Source organism: Marinibacterium sp. SX1 (assembly GCF_050389775.1).
Taxonomy (GTDB): Bacteria; Pseudomonadota; Alphaproteobacteria; order Rhodobacterales; family Rhodobacteraceae; genus Marinibacterium.
This window is the reverse complement of record NZ_CP177144.1, coordinates 3,192,863-3,215,279: the sequence shown is the minus strand read 5'-3', so window position 1 is coordinate 3,215,279 and position 22,417 is coordinate 3,192,863. Positions and strand designations below refer to the sequence as shown.

Here is a 22,417-nt window from a genome sequence, read left to right as displayed (position 1 = left end):
AACGGGCATCAAGCCGGCGTCTGAACAAGAAGGACTGGAGGAACACCCATGACCCAAGCCGTTTCCGTGCCGACCCTCGCCGATGTGCTGGCCCCCCGTTCGGGCGCCGCGCGCCGTGTGAGCCAGCTGGCGCTGGTCGTTCTGGGCATTGCCCTGCTGGCGGTTGCCGCCAAGATCAAGGTGCCGATGTGGCCGGTGCCGATCACCATGGGCACATTCGCCGTGCTCACCGTCGGCGCGGCCTATGGCGCGCGGCTCGGCCTGGTGACGATCCTGGGCTACATGCTGCTTGGCGCATTGGGGTTCGATGTCTTTGCCGGCAGCTCGGCCGAGGCCGCGGGTCTGGAATACATGATGGGCGGCACCGGCGGCTACCTGGTGGGCTATGTCCTGGCCACCCTGGCCCTGGGCGCGCTGGCGCAGCGCGGCTGGGACCGGTCGATGGGCAAGATGGCCGCGGCGCTGCTGCTGGGCAATGTCATCATCTACGTGCCGGGCCTGATCTGGCTGGGCATGCTGTACGGCTGGGACAAGCCGATCCTGGAATGGGGCCTGACGCCCTTCCTGGTCGGTGACGCGATCAAGCTGGCCCTGGCGGCGCTGCTGCTGCCGGCCACCTGGAAGCTGGTCAACCGCCTGCGCGGCTGACCCGGCCGGGGCTTGATGCCCCGACAGTAATGCCAAGGGCGCGGGGCCGCAGGGTCGCCGCGCCCTTTTTCGTTCCGGCCCATGGGGTTGGCAATGGTTTACAAGTCGTGCCCGGTTCCCGAATATGGCCGCAACGAACGAGGGAGACGGGTGATGAGTGAGCGTGACGACAGACCGGCCCGGCGGGGGTGGCGCGGCCTTGCGCTGGCCTGTGCCACGGTGCTTGTGCCGGGAATTGGGCTGGGGTTCGGCCTGGGGCTGGCCCGGCCGGCCGAGGCCCAGGTGCCGGTGACCTATACCGAGGCCGGACGGGCGCTGTTCACCTTCGATGCCCCCGATTTCTGGACCCTGCGCAGCGGTGGCGACCGGCTTGTCGCCGATCCCGAAACCGACGTGGCCCGCCCGGTCGCCCGCATCATCGGCCTGCAGCCCACGGCCGATGATCATGTCTGGGTCGGCTTCATCGTGCCCCGGGGCGTGACCACGATGGACCAGGCCGCCGATTACCTGCGCGATATCGGGCCGCACCTGGTGCGCGACCCGGTGATGACCGGTCGCACGGCCGCCCGCGTCGGCGGGCTGGACGCCATGCGCTTTACCGGTTCGGGCCGGCGCAACGGGCGTGGCGTGGCCTTTACCGCCGTCACGATCGAGCTGCCGGGGCCGCGCGTCGCCGTGTCGGTCACCGTGATCGAAGACGGCGCCGATCCGGCCTGGCTGGGGCCGGTCAACGAGATCTACGGCTCGTTCCGGGCCGCGCGGTGAGGGGGAAACGCATGGGCGGGATCACAGGCAGGACGGGGCTGATGGCCGGGCTGGTCGCCGGGGCGCTGCTGCTGGCCGGATGCCAGCCGGGCACCGTGTCGGTGGGCGGCGGGATCTATTACGATTCGATGGGCTGGAACGATTATTATTATGACCGGCCGTTGCCGCCGCCGCGCCCGGGGCCGGGGGTGCGTCCGCCGCGTCCGGGGCCCGGTCCCGGCCCGGGCATCCGCCCGCCACGCCCCGGCCCGGGGCCTGGCCCGGGTGTACGCCCGCCGCGACCCGGCCCGGGGCCTGGCCCCCGGCCGCATCCGCCGCTGCACCGGCCGCGCTGAGCCCTGCCGCCGCGGCGCGATTGCGGCGTTGCGGCAAGGCCCCTAATGTACCGGCATGACAGGCGTTTTCCAGACCAGGCTGCCCTATGACACGGGCGCCCAGAAACCTTTGCCGGGCATCTCGCCCCTGGGCGAGGCCCATTGGCTGATGCGGGACGAGGCCTTTGCCGGGCAGATGGCCGAACGCGACCGGCTGTTGCGCGACCGGCGCGACGCGGTGCTGGCCATGGATGCCGGCGCCGGGCCGGCGGCCGAAGAGCTGCTCGACGCGGTGCTGGCCGCCGAATACCCCGGTGCGACCGATCGCGTCACCCGGCCCGACGGGGTGGTGGTGGCCATCGACCGGGGCGATCCGATGGGCACGCTGGGCCGGCTGGTGCAGGAAGACCTCTGCATCCTGGAAAAACGCGGCGATGAACACGTGCTGACGGCGGCCGCGCTGTGCTTTCCGGCCAGCTGGACCCTCGCCGAGAAATTCATGCGCCCGCTCATCGCCATTCACCGGCCGGTTGCCGAATATGACGACATGCTGGCCCGCCGGGTGCAGCGCCTCTTCGACGGGGTCCAGCCCGGGCGCCCGCTGTGGCGGTTCAACGTGCTGAACTATGCCCGGCCGGACCTGCATCAACCGCTCAGCGAAAGCGCCAAGCCCGATCTGCGCCGCGACGGGCCGATGCCCTATTTGCGCAGCGAACGCCAATGCATCCTGCGCCTGCCGGTGACCCGGGCCGTGGTCTTTACCATCCACACCTTCGTCCTGCGCCGGACCGAAGCCGCCGCAGGGACAGGGGCCGCCGCAGGGACCGGAGCCGCCGCAGGGACAGGGGACGACGCGCCGCCGACTTAGCCGTCGATCCGCGCGGCGACGATGGCAATGGTCTGCTGATAGACCGTGGCCGCGTTCCATTGCTGCAGCACGGCATAATTCGGCTCGCCCGGTTGATAACCCTGGCCCGGGCGCCAGCCCTTCTGGCGCAGGAAATTGGCGGTCGAGGCCATGGCATCGGAGAGGTCATAGAAATTGACCCGCCCGTCACCGTTGCCATCCACCCCGTAGGTCAGCGCATTGCCCGGCAGGAACTGGGTATGGCCCAGCTCGCCATGGCGCGCGCCCAGGGTCTGGGTCGATATCGAGCCCATGTCGACCAGCCGCAGCGCGCCCAGGGCATGGGGGATGAAGAAATCCGAGCGCCGGCAATCATAGGCCAGCGTCACGATGGCCGACACGACCTGGCTGTCGCCCATGAACCGGCCAAAGCCCGTTTCCATGCCGTGAATGGTGATCAGCACCCCGGCCGGCACGCCGTAGACCCGTTCGAGCGAGGCGTAGAACTGGGGGTTCTGGGCCTTGCGCTGGCGGCCCTGGCTGGCGATCACGTTGGCGCCGCGGATCTCCATGAACTTGTCGAGCGAATACTTGAAGCTCTTCTGGTTGCGGTCGGCAGAGATGGTGCGCGAGGCATATTGCGACTGGGCCAGCGCGTGCAGCCCGGCTTGTCCCACGCCACTGGCCTGGGCGGTGCGGGCGAAATCGGCTTTCCAGGCCTCGAACCCAGAGGACGTGTTGCCGCAGGTGGCGGCCAGGGCCGGGCCGGTGGCCAGGAAAGCGGCCAGGAGAGAGGCGAAAAATCTGCGCATGCCGAGTGTCCTTAAGGAAAATACGTGAACCAAAGGTATCTCAGCACCCGATTTCGTCCAAAGAAAAATCCGGCGTTGCCCGGGCCGATCGCTTTGCCGGGGCCTGGCGTGGCCCCGGTCCTGCGTGGGTGGTCGCGCTTCGGGCCCCGATCGGGCGGGTCTGGGCCCGGGGTCTGCCCCTAGCTCTGGGCCTTGATGCAGGCCGAGCCTTCGGCCATGGCCGCGCCCAGCCCGTCGAGAGGCAGCTCGAACGAGAAGGACTTGGCCGGCACAACCGTCAGCATCGTGCCCCCGGCCAGCGCATCCGCCAGCGCCCGGGTGTGAACGGGCACATAGCTGCCCTTGTAATTGCCCTGCAATTTCCGGCTCTTGGTTCCGATGGCCTTGGCCGGGAACTGCTTGCCGTCGATGTCGAGCACGACATTCTGGCGGCGGAACTGCTTGACGTCGGCCGTGGTGAAGACCCCGAGATAGCCCTTGGTCTCGTCGGGCGTGGCGCCCATCTGCAGGACGTATTCGCCATCGTTGAACAGCTTTTCGACCAGGCAGGAATGGCGCTGGTTGTCGGCATAGACCGTCCAGTCGCCGACCGTGCCGTAAACCGTGAAGACCGCATCTTCGGCGGGCAGCGGATCGGCGGCCCGGGCGGGCAGGGTGGTCATGGCTGTCAGTGCGGCGGCGGCCGCAAGGGTAGGGATACGGGTCATCGGGGAAGCTCCTGGCTGGGACTGCTCAAGCCCCCTTCGCGGGGGTCTGCACGACGCCTGGATGACGTCGGGTCAAGCATATGCCGGAGCGAATTGTCGGGAAAGAGACAATTACATGACGGTTTGCAACGCCAGGGGCGTCAGACGGCAAAGGCGCTGTCGGCGGCCAGGGCCAGGCCGTCGGCCACACCGGTCAGGGCCTTGCCGCTTTCGACCCGGGCCTGCGGACAGACATCCTGCACCGCCGCCTGCACCGAATGCATCAGCGACGAGCCCCCGACCAGCACGATGCGGTCGATCCGATCGGCGCCAAGCCCGGCAAGGGCCAGCGTTTCGGCTGCCGCCCCGGCGATGCCCGTCATCGACTCGGCCAGCGACCCGACCAGCCCGGCCTCGCTCAGCGGCACCGACAGCCCGCGTTCGATCATGCCCAGCCCGATGCGCCCTGTCTCGCCGGCATTGACGGCGATCTTGCCGGCCTCGACGGCAAAGGCCAGGTCATGGCCGAGTTCTTCCTCCAGCACCTTTTCCAACCGGGCCAGCCGCGCGGGTTCGACGGCCTGGCGGGCCAGGTCGCGGGCCATGCGCCGGGTGTCGGGCGTATAGAGGAAGGGGATCATCGCCCAGGTCGCCAGGTCGTTGAAGAGCCGCGCGGGGGCGGGCAGGGTGTCCTGGCCCATGGTGTTGCGGATCTGGCTGCCCCGGCCCAGCTCGGGCATGACGTGGTCGATGCTCAGCCGGCGGTCGAAATCGGTGCCGCCGATGCGCACGCCGTGGCTGGCCAGGATGATCGCATCACCCCCGGCGCCCTGTTCGAAGGCCGTGAAATCCGAGGTGCCCCCCCCGATGTCGACGATCAGCCCGTAGCCGGGCGCGGGCGGCGTGGCGCGCAGGGCGGCTTCGGGTTCGTACATGAACCGGACGTCCTGGAAACCGGCGGCCAGGTAACAGGCCCGCAGGTCCTCTTCGGCCCGGGCATTGCGGTCGTCGTCGGCGCTGTGAAAGCGCACCGGCCGGCCCGACAGCGCATGGGTGTAATCCTGGCCCGTCGCCGCCTCGGCCCGGGTCTTCACCTCGGCCAGGAAGCGGGCGATGATGTCGACAAAGGTCAGCCGCTTGCCCTGGATGCGCCGTTCCTCGTGCATCAGCGACGTGCCCAGCACGCTCTTGAGCGCCCGCATGAACCGCCCCTCGTCGCCGTCGATCAGCGCGCGGGTGGCCTTGCGCCCGATCTCCATCTGGCGGCCGTCTTCTTCGAAGAAGACGGCGGTGGGCAGGGTCTGTTCGCCGGGTTCCAGCTCGACCAGGTGGGGCCGGCCGTCGCGGGCGATGCCCGCCGCGGAATTCGAGGTTCCGAAATCGATACCCAAGGTCGCGGGTTCGGTCATGGTGCCGCTCCGTTTCACTGGCTGAGGGGAGCCGAGGCGCATAATCGAGCGGCGCGGATGACGCAAGAGCAATTCAGTGGACCTGCCGCCGGTGGGCCAGCTGGATTCGAGGCGTGGCGCCCGCCAACGCCACCCGGATGCGGGGTGTGGCAATCTCCAACGCGCCACCCGGTTGCACAGGCGGCGGCCCGGCCGCACCGCCCGGATGCGAAAAGGGCGCCCCGTGGGACGCCCTTTCCATGTTGCTCCGATCCGGCGATCAGCAGCTGTAGTACAGCTTGTATTCGACCGGGTGCGGGGTGTGTTCGTAGGCTTCGATCTCTTCCATCTTGAGCTCGATGTAGCCTTCGATCTGGTCCTTGGTGAACACGTCGCCGGCCAGCAGGAAGTCCATGTCGGCTTCCAGCTCTTCGAGCGCTTCACGCAGCGAGCCGCAGACCGTGGGGATGCCTGCCAGCTCTTCCGGGGGAAGGTCGTACAGGTTCTTGTCCATGGCTTCGCCCGGATCGATCTTGTTCTTGATGCCGTCGAGGCCGGCCATCAGGAGCGCGGCAAAGCACAGGTAGGGGTTCGACGACGGGTCGGGGAAGCGGGCCTCGACGCGCTTGGCCTTCGGCGATTCCGCCCACGGGATCCGGATGCAGCCCGACCGGTTGCGTGCCGAGTAGGCGCGCAGAACGGGGGCCTCGAAGCCCGGGATCAGGCGCTTGTAGGAGTTGGTCGAGGGGTTGGTGAAGGCGTTGAGCGCCTTGGCGTGCTTCAGGATGCCGCCGATGTACCACAGGGCCTCGTCCGACAGATCGGCATACTTGTCGCCTGCGAAAAGCGGCTTGCCGTCCTTCCAGATCGACATGTTGACGTGCATGCCGGTGCCGTTGTCGCCTGCGATGGGCTTCGGCATGAAGGTGGCCGACTTGCCATAGGCATGTGCAACGTTGTGGATGACGTACTTGTACTTCTGCAGCTCGTCCGCCTGCTTGGTGACGGTGCCGAAGATCAGGCCCAGCTCGTGCTGGCAGGACGCCACCTCGTGGTGGTGCTTGTCGACCTTCATGCCCAGACGCTTCATGGTCGAGAGCATTTCCGAACGCAGGTCCTGGGCTTCGTCGGTCGGGTTGACCGGGAAGTAGCCGCCCTTGACGCCCGGGCGATGGCCCATGTTGCCGGTTTCGAACTCGGTGTCCGTGTTCCAGGCTGCGTCGGTGGCGTCGACCTCGTAGGAGACCTTGTTCATCGACACGGCAAAGCGCACGTCGTCGAACAGGAAGAATTCGGCTTCGGGGCCCATGTAAGCCGCATCGCCGATGCCGCTTTCGATCAGGTACTTCTCGGCCTTCTCGGCGGTGCCGCGCGGGTCGCGCTCATAGGCTTCGCCCGTGTCGGGTTCGACGACCGAGCAATGGATGCACAGGGTCTTCTCGGCGTAGAACGGGTCGATATAGGCCGAGTCGGTGTCGGGCATCAGTTTCATGTCGGAGGCTTCGATCGACTTCCAGCCGGCGATCGAGGAGCCGTCGAACATGAAGCCTTCGTCCAGGAAGTCTTCGTCCACCTGGTCCGACATCACCGTCACGTGCTGCAGCTTGCCACGCGGATCGGTGAACCGGATGTCGACATAGGCGACGTCCTCGTCCGCGATCGTCTTAAGAACTGCGTCCTTGCTCATTCCCTGTGTTCCTCTCTTACTGGAATGTCGTGCTTTGTCAGAGCGCGTCCGAGCCGGTCTCGCCGGTCCGGATGCGCACGGTCTGTTCGACAGCCGTGACGAAAATCTTGCCGTCACCGATCTTGTCGGTCTTGGCGGCCCCGATGATGGCATCGATGGCTTGGTCGACCAGTTCGTCGTCCAGCACAACCTCGATTTTCACCTTGGGCAGGAAGTCGACCACGTATTCAGCGCCGCGGTAGAGTTCGGTATGGCCCTTCTGGCGTCCGAAGCCCTTGACCTCGATCACGCTGAGACCCTGAACGCCGACATCCTGAAGGGCCTCCTTCACTTCGTCGAGCTTGAAGGGTTTGATGATCGCTTCGATTTTCTTCATGGGGGTCTCCTCGCAACCATGTGCCGGATGGCAGATCATTTCTTGTACCCGGCCACAATCGGCTAGGGTGGGGTGAATTGGGGGGCACCGGAGATTCCTCCGGGATTGCCTGTTTTTGGATCGTCGTGATCAAAATATAGACGAAAGTGAATCGAGCGAAAATGGTGCAACTTGGCGGGCAGGGGCCGGGCAACGGCCCGGCGCGGGGCCGTGGGCCGGTGATGGCGCCGCTGTTGACAGCGGGGCAGATGCGGGCGGCGGAGCAGGCGGCGATCACCTCGGGCGCGGTGACAGGGCTGGCGCTGATGGAGCGGGCCGGGCAGGGGGTTGTCACGGCAATCCTCGACCAATGGCCCGAGCTGGCCGGGACGTCCGGGCAGCGCGCGCTGATCCTTTGCGGGCCGGGCAACAATGGTGGCGACGGGTTTGTCGTGGCGCGGCTTCTGGCGGCGCAGGGCTGGCAGATCGACCTGCGGCTCTTTGGCGATCCCGCCCGGCTGCCGGGGGATGCGCGGGCCAACCATGATCGCTGGTCCGGCGATGTCCGGCCCTGGCGGGCCGAAGAGGCGCCGGACCTGTCCGGCTATGCTCTTGTTGTCGATGCGCTTTTCGGCACCGGTCTGACGCGCGGCCTGCCCGACGGTGCGGGCTTTGCCCGGACGCTGGCGTGGCGCGACGACGGGTCTTCGCGGCCTCGGGTGGTGGCTATCGACATGCCGTCGGGCCTGTGCAGCGACAGTGGCCGGGTGCTGGGCGATGCGGCATTGCGGGCCGATCTGGCGGTGACATTCCACACGGCCAAGCCGGGGCATGTGCTGGCCGACGGCCCGGCGCATTGCGGGCGGGTGCATGTCGTCGACATCGGGTTGCCGGTTGCGGCGGCGGAGGAGGGCGTCGCCGGGCTGATCACCGGGCCGGGGGCGTTGGACAAGGGCGGGACGGCCCACAAGTACAGCCACGGCCACGCGCTGGTCCTGTCGGGCGGGGCCGGGCGCAGCGGTGCGGCGCGGCTCGCCGCGCGGGGGGCCCTGCGGATCGGCGCCGGGCTGGTGACCCTGGGCGTGCCGGGCTCGGCCCAGATGGAGGTCGCCTGCCAGGTCACCGCGCTGATGCTGCGCCGGGTGAACGACGGGCCGGGGCTGGTCGATGTGCTGGCCGACGGTCGCCTGAGCGCGCTCTGCATCGGGCCGGGGCTGGGGCTGGACCGGGCGCCGGAACTGGTGGCCGCGGCGCTTGGCGGTGCGGTCGAGACCCGGCCCATGGTGCTGGATGCCGATGCGCTGACGGCCTTTGGCGACAGGCCCGACACCCTGTTCGAGATGGTGCATCCGGGCTGCGTGCTTACCCCGCATGGCGGCGAATTTGCCCGCCTGTTCCCCGATCTGGCCGCCCGTCTGGCCGAGCCCTCCGCAACCGGCCCGGCCTTTTCCCGCATCGATGCCGCGCGGCTGGCCGCCGGTCGCGCGGGGGCGGTGGTGCTGCTGAAGGGCCCCGACACGGTCATCGCAGCCCCCGACGGGCGTTGCGCCGTGCAGTCGGCAGCCTATGACCGCCAGGCGCCCTGGCTGGCCACGGCCGGTGCCGGAGATGTGCTGGCGGGGTTCATCACCGGCCTGCTGGCCCGTGGTTTCGATCCCTTCGACGCGGCCTGCGCCGGGGCCTGGCTGCATGTCGAAACCGCCCGGCGTTTTGGCCCCGGGCTGATCGCCGAGGATCTGCCCGATCTGTTACCGGATGTTCTGCGCAGGCTGGCGGGCTGAGGCCCGGCGCGACGGCCCGCGAATGCCGCAGACCACGTCGAGCCCGGCGGCATAGATCACGTCCTGGCGGCGCAGGTGCAGCACCATCAGCGTGACCGGAAAGGCGCCCAGCCCGTCGGCCAGCCCGGCTTCGGCCAGGTCGCCGGCCGTGCAGACATGACGGTCGCGCCCGGTCAGGTCCCGCGCGACCTTGTCGCGCAACAGCACTGCCTGGCTGGCCTGCAGGATCAGGTCGGTATCGGGGCGTTGAGGGCCAAGGGCGCGGGCGGCAATGCGCACCATGGGCACGACCGTGGCCACCGTGTCCAGCCGGGTCAGCCGGCTATAGCCACCGTCACGCGTCACGATCCGGTCGCCGGTCGACAGGTACTCGACGGGCAGGATGCCGTCGCTGGTCCAGATCTGAGTTCCGACGGGCAGCCCGGCAGGGCCGATCCGTTCCGGCGCGCGCGCATCCCGGGGCAACGATATCTGTTGCACGTCCGAGCCAGCCCTGACGCTGTTCGGCATCACATCTACCTCGTTTTCACTGCTCTTGTCTTTGTTTTGCACCAGTCTAGGATAAGGAAGGGTGAATGTCGTCCTCTTTCTGGCGCTTTTGTCGCATTGCTGGCCCATATCCATGTCCAATCGGACGATGATCGATCTGGTACCGGGCGGGCGGGCCTGACGCGATTTGCTCTCGCCTCGGGCCTCGGGCTTTGCTAATCATCGCCGGCACCGGCCCCTGGTCGGACATGTGCGGGTGTGGCGGAATTGGTAGACGCACCAGATTTAGGTTCTGGCGCCGCAAGGCGTGGGGGTTCAAGTCCCTTCACCCGCACCACAGCTTTTGCACTTCGCCCGGCGGGCCACGGGCCAGTCGGATCACCGGTCTGGACACCCGGCCCACACGGCATCCCCGGCAAGGCACCAGGCCCTGCCGGGATCGGGTCGCTCAGGCGAACAGGAAGTCGGACGCGTCGAAATCGGCCGAGGTCAGGCCCAGGTCGGAATTCAGCACGATCAGGAAATCGTCGGCATAGTCGATCCGCACCTTGCCCACAGCGATGTCCGTGAAGACCAGGTCGGCAAAATCCAGATCGCCATCGGCCAGCCGGATCACATCCTTGCCGACATAGAACCCGTTGATGCTGTCCTTGATGCCGTCGATGCAGATGTCATAGATGTCGGCGCCGGCCTGTCCCTTCAGGATGTCGCGGCCGGCCCCGTCGCCCAGGGTGTCCTTGCCCTTGCCGCCGAAGATGATGTCGTCGCCGCGCCCGCCGTACAGGACATTGGCCCCGGCATCGCCGTAGATCTCGTCATTGCCATCGCCGGTATAGACATTCTCGATGCCCTGAACCGAGGTGATCGTCTGACCGTCGATCACCGCCGACCCGCCCAGGGTGACAAGCGACGCCGCCGTCACCGCCGAGGCGTTCAGCGTGTCGGTGCCGCCATTGTCGTCCACAAGCGTCAGAAGGTGGCTGCCGTCGCCAGCGAAGAGGCTGAATTCGTTGGTATAGACATAGACGTCATCGGCATCGGCCGTGGCCCCGAAGAACTGCAGATCCGCCTGGGTCACCGTGCCGGTGTCGCCGGCCACCTCGTCGATGATCGTGACCGTCCAGGTGCCGATGCTGGTCTCGCCGCGAAAGGCGTTCGACATGTAGAACCATTGCTCGGTCACCGCCGTGCCGTCGCTGGTCGAGATCGACAGCACCGATTCCGTGCCATCGGGCGAGATCAGCACGATGTGGTAATCGCCGGTATACCCGCCCGAGAACCCCAGGGTCAGACCGACATGTTCGATGTCGAAATCCGCCGTCGTGTCGAAGGTGAAGCTGATGCCCGTGGCATCGTTGTCGGGGATGATCGAGTTGACATTGCTGCTGGCCACGACCGGGTCTTCCCAGTTGGCGCTGGTCTTCTGCTCGGTCCAGGTCTCGGCCAGCCGCACGGCCGCCAGGGCGTCGATCAGGCCGAACCCGTAATCGTTCGAGAAATGCAGCCCGCCGCCGTTCCAGGTCTCGGCCCCGTTGAACTCCCAGCTGAAGAGCTCGTCCGCCTCGGGTGCGGCGCCGATATCCGATCCGGTGTGCCGGGCGGTCAGGGCCAGGATCTCCTGCACGTCGCGCCAGCCCAGCTGGTCGTTGGCCTCCAGCATCAGGGCGACAACCCCCGCGGCGGCCGGGGTGGCCGACGAGGTGCCGCCGAAGGTCGAGGTGTAATCACCGTCGTCATAGCCCCAGATGCCGGTGCGGTCGGTCGTGTAGATGCCCGCGCCATCGGCGCCGTTGGACGGCGACGAGATCAGCAGGTTGGCGCCGGGCGTCGAATAATAGGACACATAGCCGTCATGGCTGGTCGCGCCGACGGCGATGGTCTGGGGGATGGCGTTGAAGTTGGAATCGTTGCCGTGCCGCCCGATGGTCCGGTCGTTGCCATTGGCGACCAGGTTGATCGTGCCCAGCCCGCCGCGGCCGGTCTCGACGCTTTCGAAGAACCCGCCGAAGAAGCTTTGCCAGTCGACCCCGCCGGTGCCGTTGGTGTCATAAATGCTGTCGGCATAGGGCGTGACCCAGCCCCAGCTGTGGTTGGTCACGTCGAAATTGTCGAGCTCGTAGAACGAGGCTTCGAAATCCAGCCGCCGGTCATAGAACATGTCGACGCCCACCAGCGTCGCATCATAGGCCACGCCGACGGTGCCTTCGCCGTTGTTCTCGGCGGCGATGACCCCGGCCACGGCCGTGCCATGGGCCGAGGCCGGCCGCCAGGGCAGTGGGTTGTGGGTCACGCCGTCGATGACGATGTGCAGGCTGGTGTCGTAATTGTCGTCCAGGTCGTGGTGGGTGTATTGCACGCCATCGTCCCAGACCCCAACGACGACACCGTCGCCGGTATAGTCGTCCCAGACCTCGGTCACGTTCAGGTCGACCCCGTCGACCCCGCCGGACTGGCCGGTGTTGTCCAGGTGCCATTGGTTCGGGAAGAGGTCATCCGACGGGATGACGGTCACCGCATAGTCGCCCCGGCTGTCCGCGTCGGGCCGAGCCTTGTCGGGGGCAAGCGTGGCGGCGCCGATAAGAGCATCCTGCAGGGCCTGCCGCAGGCCGGCGCCGATCTCGACGGCGCCTGTTGCGCCCTTGGACGGGCCCGATGTCGCGGCGGTCAGCGCGGCGCCCATGATCGCGGGTGCGCTGAGGGTCACGGTCCTGGCCTCGTCGCCATCTTCGTCCGAGGCGTCGGAGGTGCCGAATGTCCGGGCCGACAGGGCCATGCGCAGGGCGGGGGTGGCGTCGGTCGCGGTCAGATTCACGGGAAGGCTGTCGACCGGGGCCAGGGCGTCGGCATCACTGTCCTGCGCGAGACCGGTATCGGCCAGGTCATCAAGGGGGCCTTTGGGAAAGAGGGAAAAGGTCATGGTAAAATCCTCAAACAACGGAATTCCAAGCGCCGCATCGGTGAGTTTTCTGGTCAGGTCCAACACGGCAGAAGGCACAATCTGGGCGGGAGATTGTCAGCGAGAACACGATTCTGTCAATGGCGGGCCCTGCCTACCGATGGCCGCCACGCGCGGCTTGAGAATGGGCAGTGTCAGGGGGCACGCGCCTGGCCGGGGTGGGTTTGCACCGGGGCGCTGCGGCCAGTTCCCGGGGGATAGTTCCGGCAAGGGGATCATCAGCGGCTGCCACGGCGTCGCCATGAGTCCCGGTGCCCTTTGACCACCGGATCGTCATCACTTTTGGAAACAATCCGCCCCGCATCCGGCAGACCCTCCATGGCCGCGCGGGAATTTACGGAAAGTTAGCCGGTTTCGCGGATTTGCCGCCACATTCTGCCCGGGTTCCGCCATATTCCTGCCGGGGGCGCGCCGAAGGTATGGCGCTGGCGGGGTCGCTTTGGGCGACCGGCGCGGCGATGTTGTCATGCCTTTGGTCTTCGGAGACTTCGGCATGGCGCGTTTCATCCAGCCAGACCCGACACAAGAGTCCTGCGGGCCCCGGACCAGACCGCACGATGCAGCGACCGCCCCGGCGGGGCCGCTTGATGGCGCTGTGCAACGCGGTCTTGAGGGCGGTGCGCAGCGTGGCCTTGAGGGCGGTGTGCAACGTGGCCTTGATGGCGGTGCGCAATGTTGCCTTGATGGCGCTGTGCAACGTGGTCTGGAGAGAGGCGCGCGTTTCGACCTTGAGCGCGACGCCCAGGGCGCTGTCGACGTCGAAGTGCTGCGGTGTCTTGCGGGCGGCGTGCAGCGCGGCTTTGAGGGCGCGTTGCGGCGCGGTCCCAAGCGAGCTGCGCAGCGTGACCTTGGCGGGCGGGCGCACGGCGTCACAGATCCAATGGCCGGCACCCTCCGCTCGGGGCGCGCCACCCGGCGCACCGGCGCCGCACCCAAGGCCATTGCCCGCCCGGATCGCGGCATCGCCCGACACATGGGGCCCCTGATCGGCAGTGCAAAGCGGGCCGCCCGGCGTTTCGGGCGCGACACCCGGGGCAGCGTGACCATCGAGTTTGTCATCATGATGCCCCTGATCTTCTGGGCCTTCATGGCGCTCTATGTCTATTTCGACGGCTACCGCCAGAGTTCGATCAACCTCAAGGCCGCCTATACCGTCTCGGACATCCTGTCGCGCGAAACCGGGACGGTGGACGACACCTATATCGACAGCATGCATGCGCTCTTCGACTTCCTGATCGCCAATGGCACCGACACTGGCCTGCGCATCAGCGTCCTGCGCTGGAGCGGGCCGGATGACCGCTATTACGTCGACTGGTCGACCGAACGCGACTGGGCCGGCGGCGAGATCCTGTCGGATGGCAATGTCATGGACCATTCCGCCAAGCTGCCCGTCATGTCCAATGCCGAACGGCTGATCCTGGTCGAGACGCGCAACACCTACCTGCCGGTCTTCAAGGTCGGTCTGGGCGAGATGAAGCTGGACAATTTCGTCTTCACCAGCCCGCGCTTCGTGCAGAACGTGGCTTGGCAGGGTTAGGCCGGGCAGGGCCAGGACGGGCGGGGACAGGCCGGCAGGGGGCTGCCGGCCCGGGCGCTAGTTGCAGAAGAACTCGCAGGGCGCATCCGACGAGGCCTGGTCTTCGACGATCGAGGGCAGGACAAAGAAAAAGCCCGGCAGGTAGACCGTTTCGGCCCCGACCACCGGCTTGAACCGGTAGAGCCGGCGGATGACCTCTTCGCCCGGTTTCAGCGCGAATTCCCGGCCGGTCCATTGCAGCTGGTCGGGCCGGGCATAGATCCGCGCGTCCATGTTGCCCAGGTGGTAGCTGATCCAGCAGACATCGCGCCGCAGCTCGTCGATGATCGCCGGGTCGGTGCTGTCGGCCCGCGCCAGCAGCACGTCGGGCGATTGCGCCAGGAAACTGGCATCGGCCCCGGGCAGGGCGCGCAGGTCCGACAGGATCGCGCGCACATCGGCATTGCTGTCGGCGGTATCACCCGAGAAGGCCTCGGCCAGCTGCACGATCAGCTGGCGGAACGACCGGCGCTGTTCGGGCGAGCCGACAAGCCCGCACATGGCTTCGAAATTCTGGCGCAGGAACCGGGCCTGGCCGGGTTCGAGCGACACGGTATAGGTCCAGTCGATGGGCGTCGTCAGCCCGTCGGCGCGCGTGGAAAGCGGCGCGAAACCTGTGGCCGCCTGCACGATGGGCTCGCCCGCATCCGGGTCCAGCCCGCGATCGGCCAGCAGCCGTTCGTCCAGGATGACCCGCGAGGCGGCCAGGTCCTGGGCCATGGCCGAGCTTTGCGCCAGCTCGTCGCCCAGGATCTGCCCGCGCAGCGAGGTCACGGCCTGGACCACCTCGGCCAGCACCAGGTCGAGCTGGTCGCGCACCACTTCGGGCGTGCGGCTCTGGGCATCCTGGAAATCGATCCGCGCCACGTCCGACGGGCCGGCCGTGCCCTGGACCAGCGGGGCCAGCATGTCGGTGGCCTGGGTCATGAACCGCTCTCGGGCCATGGTCGCCGCCGGATCGCCATTGTCGTCGGTCACGATGGCAATCGGCACGTAATAGGTGTTCAGCCCGGCCAGCCGGTCCAGCGCGGCGGCGGTCGACACCCCGGCGCGCGACCCGTGATCGGCGATATGCAGGATGATGCGCGGGCCGTCCTCGAACCAGGCCGGGCCGGTGTCAAACCCCCGGGCCAGCTGGGTCACCGCCTCGATCGCGCTTTCCTCGCGCAGGCCGACCGGATCGTCCAGCCCCGGGTGAGCGGTGATGCCGGCCAGCGGCCCCGAGACGTCAAAGCCCGGGCCGATCCGCGTGGGCGGCATCAGCTCGGCGGTGCGGATCGGATCGTCGGGCCCGGTGCGGGCGGGATCGAGGAAATCGGAATAGGCCACGACCGACAGGCGCAGGTCGGGAATGCGGTTGGCCGCATCCAGGCTGCGCTGGCCGTAATCGCGGATGAAATCGGCCATGCCGTCGCGGATCAGCGGCAGGTAGGGGCGCATGCTTTCGGTCGTGTCGACGACGATCATCACGTTGACCTGCTGCAGGGCCTCGACCTGGCGGGCAAAGGCCGACTGGCTCATCAGCTGCGAGGCCGATCCGGTGCCGGTCTGGCCCAGGAAGATGACCTCGTGATAGGGCGTGTCGCCCGGATCGGATGCCAGCGGATCGCGGGCGGGATCGACCGTGCGGATGATCGGATAGCTCAGCAATTGCAGACCGCCGTGGATGTAATCGGCCAGCCGCGCCGGAGGCAGCCCGGCCAGGATATCGGGGTCGGGCCGGCCTTCGCGCCAGTTGCGCACCAGGTCGCGCAGGCGCTGGAACATCGCGCCGCGCCCGTCGGGGTCATAGAACAGGCCCAGCCGGGTCGGCCAGAGCGCCAGCGCCTCGAGGTCGATCCAGCCGAACATCTGGCCTTCGCCATCGCCGGTCAGCACCATGACCTGGCCCTGCTCGCCGGGCGCCACGTCATGGATTTCCAGCACCGAAAAGAACAGCCGCGCGGCCCGTTCGGTGCCGCCCCTGGGCGCAGTCATGAACGGATGCGGCTCAGCCAGGGCGGCCTCGGTCGAGCCCATCAGCACGCCCTTGGCCCGCAGCCCCCGGGGCACGCCCCGGCAGGCGGCCTCGGCCGAGGCGGTCAGCGTGGGCAGGTTGGCGCAGAAATCTTCAAAGGTCATCGCCCGGGGCGTTTCGCAGACGGCCTCGGCCTGGCGTTCAAAGGGGCTGAGCTCTTCGCTGCGGTGCAGATCCAGGAGGGCCCGCCGGGTGACCCAGCCGCACAGCCCGCCGGCGGTGGCCACAAAGACCCGGCCGGCCTCGCCTTCACCGACCTGGCCGTAACAGGACACCCGTTCGAAACTCTGGTTCAGCCGGGTAATCGGCCGGCGGGCATTGGGCAGGCCATACAGTTCGATATCCGGGCCGATCAGCCATTGCCCGCCGCTCTCGCGGCCGCGGGTCAGCCGGGCCAGGTCGGTGCAATCGGCCAGGTCGCCGATCTGCAACAGGCCGGTGTCGATCAGCCCCTGGGCCCGGGCCGGCAGGGGCAGGGCGGCGAGGCCGGCCGCGCAGAGGCCGACGAGCAGGGCCGCCAGGCGGGACCGGGTGCGCCGGTCGGATCGCGGGCGGAAACGGGGCGGGGAAAGCTGGGTCAACGGGCCTTGTCCTCGGTCAGTTGCGCCGCCGTGTGCAGGGCCAGCCGGTCAGCCAGCGCAGCGGCATAGCGCCCGGCGATGTCGCCATCGGGGCGCCAGGGTTCGATGAAGAAGGGATAGATCGTCAGCGCGGCATCGCTGCCCGCGCAGCGGGTCAGCCCGGCGGGCCGGCTGGGTGCGTCGGGATCGAAGGCCAGGGGCTGGAGCCCGGCCAGGTCTGGCGCATCGCCGGGGCGCAGCCGGACCAGCGGATAGACCGCCAGCGCCACCTCCGGCCCGTCGGGCCCGGCGATGTCGGCCAGGTCGCGCGACAGGCTGGCCAGGCGCGGATCGGCGCAGGGATCCCCCAGGGCCACGGCCGTGCGCGGGGTGACCGGGGCGATCAGGTTGACCGACAGCGCGCCCACCCCACGGTCCGCCGCATCGCGCAGGGCCGGAGCCAGCGCGGCGGCCAGGGTCTCCGGCGTGACCCGCGGGCGCATCTCGGCCAGGGCGCTCCGGGCGGCCGGCGGGATCGTGGCAAAACGCGTGGCAGCCCCGCCGCGCAGGGCATCGGCCGGCAGGGCCAGGATGGGCACCAGCCCCTCGGTCTCGTCCAGCCGGGCCAGCCCGACCGATGACAGTGACCAGCCCCTGTCGCCCCATTGCGCGGCCAGCCGGGCCTGGGCCGCCTCGACCGCGCCGATCAGCTGTGCGCCCAGCTGCTGGCGGGCCGGGCCGTCCAGCCCCAGCGCCACGTCCAGGTCGCCCGCATCCATCGCCACCACGTTCAGGACCGCGCGGTTCACCGCCCGGTCGTCGCTCAGCGGCACCGACAGCACGGCTTCGGTGGGCATGGCAATCTCGCGCCCCGGTGCGCCGCAGGCCGCGGCCGACGACACCTCGAGACGCAGCCGGGCCTGCCCGGCCACCACCGGCACCGGCACCTGGGGAACGGCCGTGAACTGGGCCGGGTCGGCGCCGGGCACAGGGTCCAGCGGCAGCCGCTGCTCGGCGCCGTCGGGCCCGTCATAGACCAGGTCCATCCTGCAGGCCGCGCCGGTCTGGCCGGCGGGCAGGGTCACGATGACGGCCCGGGGCGGCCGGTCACGGGCACCGGCCACGATCTGCCAATGGCCATCGTCGACCGGCCGGATCAGCGCCCGGCGCTCGCGCAGCGCGGCAAAGGCCGGACCGGCGCAATCGGGCGCGCGGGTAAAGACATCGGCCCCCAGCGCCGCCAGCACGCAATCCAGCCGGCGGGCGAGGGCGTCGGGCAGGGCCTCCTCGCGCCCGTCGGTGCCCAGGTAGGTCAGCCGCAGGGGCGCGGCGGGACTGCCGCTGCCGTCCGGCGGGGCCGTGCGGTCACCGGGACGCGGGCTGGTCACCGGTGCGCTGTCGGGTTCCGGGGCGGTGGCAGCGGTGTCGGGCGCTTGGGCGGCGTCGGGCGTCGAGGTAAGGGCCGGGTTGCCCGGGGCGTTGGCGCCTGTGTCTTCGGTGGCACTCTTGGCCGCCATGGGCATGTCTTCCGGCAGGGCCGGACCTGGCTCGGGCGCTAACGGAGCCTCGGTCACCTGGCCGGCGGGCTGGGCGCCCTGGCGGAAATCGGCGCAATCGCCGCTGCCGCACAACGCCAGGATCACCCGGGCATCGTCCAGCCCGGCCATGCGCAGGAAGGTCTGGGCATCCAAAGGCGCGCGGTCGGGGTTCAGGGCCAGCACGCTGGCCTCGGTCGTCGATGCCCCGCCCAGCAGCGGCAGGGGACGGAACACCGTGTGATCGCCGAAGGTCTGGTAGATCGTGCCGCCGCCTTCGCCCGCATCCCGGCGCCGTTCGATCGGTTCGGGAAATTGCACCGGCACCTCGAAGCCCCGTTCGACCCATTGCGAAAAGGCCGCGTTGGCCTCGGCCACGCTGTCATGGCGGGCAACCAGCAAGAGCGGCAGTTCCGCCGCACGCGGGCCGCCGCGCAGGTCTTCCAGGACATAGGGCGCAGAGGCTTCCAGCTGCGGGCGGAAGGCCATGCCGACCAGCGTGCAGCTCATCACGCCGTCCTCGGTGACCACCGGTTCGGACCGGGCAATCAGCGGCGTCACCCCGTTGGACGGCATGCGCAGGGGCACCAGCACGACCGGGGCCTTGCGCGCCGGCGCCGGGCGGCCCTCCCAGCTCAGCCGCAGGGGCGCGCCGATCAGACCCTGGCGTTTCTTCTCGGCCGCATCGCCGGTGGCCGTGCCGTTCAGCAGGGCCGGGCAATCAAAGCGCGGCAGGCTGTCCTGGGCGTGGGCGATGGTCGGGGCCGACAGGGCCATGGTGAGGGCGAGGCCGGAGGCAAGCAGCCGGACATGGGCACGGGCCGGGCGCCCGGTGACGGGCGGCATCGGCCCCGGCGCAGACAGGGCGCGGCGCAAGGGCCGGTCGGGGGACAGGACGGTGCCCAGGCCGACAATCGGCGCAAGGATCTGGCGGGAGAGAAATCGCATCATCATGTCACCTGAAGATCACCACATGGGCTTCGTCCTGCGGCCGGGCGGGGGCCAGCCCGGTCGTGCCATCGGCATTGCGCCGGCAGATCTGGGGGTCGTCGTCCTGCCAGGCCCAGAGCTGGATGCGCACCGGCCGGTCGGCCCCGCCGCGCTCGGCCAGCCAGTCCAGCGCGGCCGGGCAGGCATCGATGCCCAGCCGGGGCAGCGAACCCTGTACCCGTTCCAACTCGTCGCCGGCCACGAAAGACGACCACACGCTGCCCCCGGCATAGCCATAACCCGGCTCGCTGCCCAGCCCGGCATTGCTCAGCCGTTCGGTCAGCCGGGCCACCTCGGCTTCGAGTTCGGCAATGCGCCCGGGGTCTTCGGCCGGCCGGGTCTCGCAGGCCAGCAGGCGGTCGTTCAGGGTGATGTTGGTTCGCTGGTGCTGGGCCACCTCGGCCTGGCAGAGGGTCATCGCTTCCTGCGCCGGGGCCAGCGCGGTGTCGATGCGGGTGGTGCAGGCATCCTGGGCTGCGCTCAGCCGGGCCGAGAGATCGGTGGTGAACAGCGCCAGCCGGTCGCGATCGGTGATGCAGGCGGCCAGCGCGTCGGGCTCGGTTTCAGCGGTGGCCTGCGCGGGCGGCTCGGTGACCTGTCCGGTGTCCGGCCCCGCCTCCTGGGCCATGGCCGATGTCCCCGCGCCCAGGGCCACCAGCGCGGCAAGACCGGCAACGGTGAACCGGACGGCGCGGCATCGGGCGACACGGCAAACGGGCAGGGGATGGGGGCGTTCTGGGATCATGGTCTCACTCCTGCAGGTAGCGGGTCAGCCGGGCCCGGGTCTGCTGCCACCAGAGCGTGACGACCACGCAGGTGGTGACAATCATGGCCAGTATGGCAATGACGAGGGTTTCAAGGAAGGCGGCGTTGCGCAGCAGGGCTAGGTTGCCCAGGTCCTGCGGCAGGGCCCGGGCCAGCGCCGGCCAGGCCAGGGCCAGCCCGCCGGCCAGCAGCACCAGCGCATATCCCAGCGCCGGGGCCAGGTGCAGGCCCAGCACCATGAGAATGTCGCGCAGCCGGAACCCATGGGCCTGGAACAGGGCAAAGACCCGCTTGTTCAGTTCAAGGATGTTGCCGATCACCAGGATCAGCACGACGACACAGCCCGTCGCGTTCAGCAGCTTGACCGCTCGCGGACCCTCGCGGGCCAGCCGGGCCACCCGGCGCAGCGTTGTCACCGCCGCCGCGCTGTCGTCGCGGATGCGATAGCCACGGGCCTCGATCACCCGGCGCGCGGCATCGAACCCGTCGATCGGGAAATAGGCCGTGGCAATGCGAAAGGGATCGGGGGCCGCGCCATCCATCAGGTTGGCCGCCTGCTGGTAATCCTCTTCAAAGACGATCAGGTCGGCCGAAACCGGGTATAGCGGCGGCGGCTCGGCGATGGCGCCGGCGATGACCAGCGGCAGGGGTTGGAGCGTGCCGGCCTGTCCGGCGGCCCAATCGGCCCGGATCGGCCCGTCGGCCGGCAGGCCGCAGCGCGAGCGCAACAGATCGACGATGCGCCCGTCCAGCAGCGCCACCCGTCCGTCGCGGGCCAGCACCACGTCGATCCCGGGCTCCAGCGGCGCGGCGTCCGGGCGCAGCACGGTCTGGCCCAGCAGCGGATCGGCCCGGGCCAGGGCCACCGTCTCGAAACTTTGCCAGCCCTGGCAGGCCGGGCCGGCATCGGGAAAGCGCAGGGCCGATCCGGGGATCGTGCGCCGGCCAAAGACCTGCGCCCGGCCCGGGTCCAGCCCGGCGGTCTGCAAGGCCTCTGCTAACCCGTCGCGCAGCGCGGCCAGCCCGGCCTGGGGATAGAGCGGTTCGGCCTGCACCGCGCCGATGCCGCCGCCGCCGATGACATGTTCCAGCACGATCCGCGCCACCGACGGGTCTTCCAGCCGCTCGCGGCTGTACCGCTGGGCCAGCGCGCCAAAGAAGGACGCGGCGAGGATCTGGGTCATCAGCACCAGCAGGATCAGCACCAGCGCATGGCGGCTGTAGGCCGTGACCCGGCCCAGCATCCGCCCCGCAAGGGGCGGCGCCCGGCCCAGCCCGGGGGCCAGCGCAGCCAGCCAGCGCCGTTCGCGCCCGGGCACCAGCGCCGCCGGCCGGTCCCGTTCCAGCACCTCGGTCGTGGCTCCGTCGGCCGACAGGGCGGCGGCGATCCAGCGCGCGTAAGCGCGCGGCCCCGGCTCTTCGGGCGCGTCAGCGCCCGCCTCCGGCTCGGGTGTAGTTGCCGCCGGGCGCGTCAGCGCGCCGGCCATCGCGCGCAGCGCGGCCAGGCGCAGGCCGGGATCGGGCGCGGCCAGCGCCCGGGCCACCTCGTCCGGGGCCTCGACGATCCGCCCGCCCGAGACAAAGACGAAATGATCCGCATGGGCCGCCGCCTGGTCCAGGTTATGGGTCACCCAGACCACCGGCCGCTGCCGCCGTTCGGCCCAGGCCCGCAGCGCGGTCAGCGCGGCCTCGGCATTGGCCGCATCCAGGCTGGAGGTCGGCTCGTCGCAGAGGATCGCCTGGGGATCGGTCAGCAGCGCCCGCAGGATGGCCACCCTCTGGGCCTCGCCACCCGACAATTGCCGGGCGCGCCGGGCGATCAGGCGCTTGCCGGTATCGGCCAGGCCCAGCTGGCGCAGCATGCCCCGCATCTCGGCCGGGTCCAGCGCCGGGCCCACAGCACCCGCCGCCCGCGCCGCAACCCGGCCCTGCAGCGCATTGGTCAGCCCGGTGGCCGCGCCCAGCAGCAGCGAGGATTGAAAGACAAAGGCCACCCGGCCCGGCGGATGGCCCTGGGTCCCCATCGCCGCGCCGTCGAACCACAGCCCGCCATCCGGGGCCACGCGCGGGGCCAGGAACCCGGCCAGCACCGACAGCAGGGTTGTCTTGCCCGACCCCGACGGCCCGATGATCGCCGTCACCCCGCGCGCCGGGATGTCGAGTTGGTCGATCTCGATCCCGCGCACTGGCCCGTCGGCCCCGGCAGAGGCGGCATGATGGTAAGAGACCCCGCGCAGGCGGAACAT

Annotated in this window: 17 protein-coding genes and 1 tRNA gene; 6 read left to right on the top strand and 12 right to left on the bottom strand. The window is 69.3% G+C overall.

Annotated elements, in window-relative coordinates; genetic code table 11:
- Positions 1–48: 48 nt before the first annotated feature.
- From ACK3BB_RS14525 to ACK3BB_RS14515, 3 genes are all read left to right on the top strand, one after another.
- Positions 49–648: a biotin transporter BioY gene (locus tag ACK3BB_RS14525; RefSeq protein WP_428925357.1), complete on the top strand. Its 600-nt coding sequence runs from the start codon at positions 49–51 to the stop codon at positions 646–648.
- A gap of 153 nt (positions 649–801) precedes the next feature.
- A complete protein-coding gene (locus ACK3BB_RS14520) occupies positions 802–1,413 on the top strand; it encodes a hypothetical protein (RefSeq protein ID WP_428925356.1) in 612 nt (203 codons plus the stop codon).
- Positions 1,414–1,803: 390 nt separating this feature from the next.
- Positions 1,804–2,595 carry a heme-dependent oxidative N-demethylase family protein gene (locus ACK3BB_RS14515; RefSeq protein ID WP_428925355.1) on the top strand — a complete coding sequence of 264 codons (792 nt, stop codon included), beginning with the start codon at positions 1,804–1,806 and terminating at the stop codon, positions 2,593–2,595.
- Here the strand turns inward: ACK3BB_RS14515 and ACK3BB_RS14510 are convergent.
- From ACK3BB_RS14510 to ACK3BB_RS14490, 5 genes are all read right to left on the bottom strand, one after another.
- A complete protein-coding gene (locus tag ACK3BB_RS14510; RefSeq protein WP_428925354.1) occupies positions 2,592–3,386 on the bottom strand; it encodes a lytic murein transglycosylase in 795 nt (264 codons plus the stop codon). The genes ACK3BB_RS14515 and ACK3BB_RS14510 overlap by 4 nt on opposite strands.
- Before the next feature lie 179 nt (positions 3,387–3,565).
- Positions 3,566–4,093, bottom strand: coding sequence for a hypothetical protein (locus ACK3BB_RS14505; protein WP_428925353.1), 528 nt, complete (start codon positions 4,091–4,093; stop codon positions 3,566–3,568).
- A gap of 140 nt (positions 4,094–4,233) precedes the next feature.
- On the bottom strand, positions 4,234–5,481 hold the full coding sequence (locus ACK3BB_RS14500) for an Hsp70 family protein (RefSeq protein WP_428925352.1): 1,248 nt from the start codon (positions 5,479–5,481) through the stop codon (positions 4,234–4,236).
- Between the two features lie 259 nt (positions 5,482–5,740).
- The gene (gene glnA, locus ACK3BB_RS14495; protein WP_428925351.1) at positions 5,741–7,147 is read right to left on the bottom strand and encodes a type I glutamate--ammonia ligase; all 1,407 of its coding nucleotides are present in this window, start codon (positions 7,145–7,147) and stop codon (positions 5,741–5,743) included.
- Positions 7,148–7,184: 37 nt separating this feature from the next.
- A complete protein-coding gene (locus ACK3BB_RS14490; protein ID WP_428925350.1) occupies positions 7,185–7,523 on the bottom strand; it encodes a P-II family nitrogen regulator in 339 nt (112 codons plus the stop codon).
- Positions 7,524–7,744: 221 nt separating this feature from the next.
- Between ACK3BB_RS14490 and ACK3BB_RS14485 the strand changes: the two genes are divergently transcribed.
- The gene (locus tag ACK3BB_RS14485) at positions 7,745–9,283 is read left to right on the top strand and encodes an NAD(P)H-hydrate dehydratase (protein WP_428925349.1); all 1,539 of its coding nucleotides are present in this window, start codon (positions 7,745–7,747) and stop codon (positions 9,281–9,283) included.
- On the opposite strand, the gene ACK3BB_RS14480 is transcribed toward ACK3BB_RS14485, so the two are convergent.
- A complete protein-coding gene (locus ACK3BB_RS14480; protein ID WP_428925348.1) occupies positions 9,251–9,793 on the bottom strand; it encodes a Hint domain-containing protein in 543 nt (180 codons plus the stop codon). The genes ACK3BB_RS14485 and ACK3BB_RS14480 overlap by 33 nt on opposite strands.
- A gap of 231 nt (positions 9,794–10,024) precedes the next feature.
- On the opposite strand from ACK3BB_RS14480, the gene ACK3BB_RS14475 reads away from it, so the two are divergent.
- A tRNA-Leu gene (locus ACK3BB_RS14475) sits at positions 10,025–10,109 on the top strand.
- A 111-nt stretch (positions 10,110–10,220) separates the two neighbouring features.
- Here the strand turns inward: ACK3BB_RS14475 and ACK3BB_RS14470 are convergent.
- The gene (locus ACK3BB_RS14470) at positions 10,221–12,689 is read right to left on the bottom strand and encodes a S8 family serine peptidase (protein ID WP_428925347.1); all 2,469 of its coding nucleotides are present in this window, start codon (positions 12,687–12,689) and stop codon (positions 10,221–10,223) included.
- Positions 12,690–13,062: 373 nt separating this feature from the next.
- A complete protein-coding gene (locus ACK3BB_RS14465; RefSeq protein WP_428925346.1) occupies positions 13,063–13,593 on the bottom strand; it encodes a hypothetical protein in 531 nt (176 codons plus the stop codon).
- A gap of 15 nt (positions 13,594–13,608) precedes the next feature.
- Between ACK3BB_RS14465 and ACK3BB_RS14460 the strand changes: the two genes are divergently transcribed.
- Positions 13,609–14,265 carry a TadE/TadG family type IV pilus assembly protein gene (locus tag ACK3BB_RS14460; protein WP_428925345.1) on the top strand — a complete coding sequence of 219 codons (657 nt, stop codon included), beginning with the start codon at positions 13,609–13,611 and terminating at the stop codon, positions 14,263–14,265.
- 57 nt (positions 14,266–14,322) lie between these two features.
- Here ACK3BB_RS14460 and ACK3BB_RS14455 read toward each other — a convergent pair whose 3' ends face one another.
- From ACK3BB_RS14455 to ACK3BB_RS14440, 4 genes are read right to left on the bottom strand one after another with little or no spacing between them, the layout of a single operon-like run.
- Positions 14,323–16,902, bottom strand: coding sequence for a hypothetical protein (locus ACK3BB_RS14455; RefSeq protein ID WP_428925344.1), 2,580 nt, complete (start codon positions 16,900–16,902; stop codon positions 14,323–14,325).
- Positions 16,899–19,364 (bottom strand): hypothetical protein, encoded by a 2,466-nt coding sequence (locus ACK3BB_RS14450; RefSeq protein ID WP_428925343.1) that lies wholly within the window; start codon positions 19,362–19,364, stop codon positions 16,899–16,901. Before ACK3BB_RS14450 ends, ACK3BB_RS14455 begins: the two co-directional genes overlap by 4 nt.
- Before the next feature lie 7 nt (positions 19,365–19,371).
- The gene (locus ACK3BB_RS14445) at positions 19,372–20,151 is read right to left on the bottom strand and encodes a hypothetical protein (protein ID WP_428925342.1); all 780 of its coding nucleotides are present in this window, start codon (positions 20,149–20,151) and stop codon (positions 19,372–19,374) included.
- Positions 20,152–20,155: 4 nt separating this feature from the next.
- Complete coding sequence (locus ACK3BB_RS14440) at positions 20,156–22,417, bottom strand: ATP-binding cassette domain-containing protein (RefSeq protein ID WP_428925341.1); 2,262 nt, start codon at positions 22,415–22,417, stop codon at positions 20,156–20,158.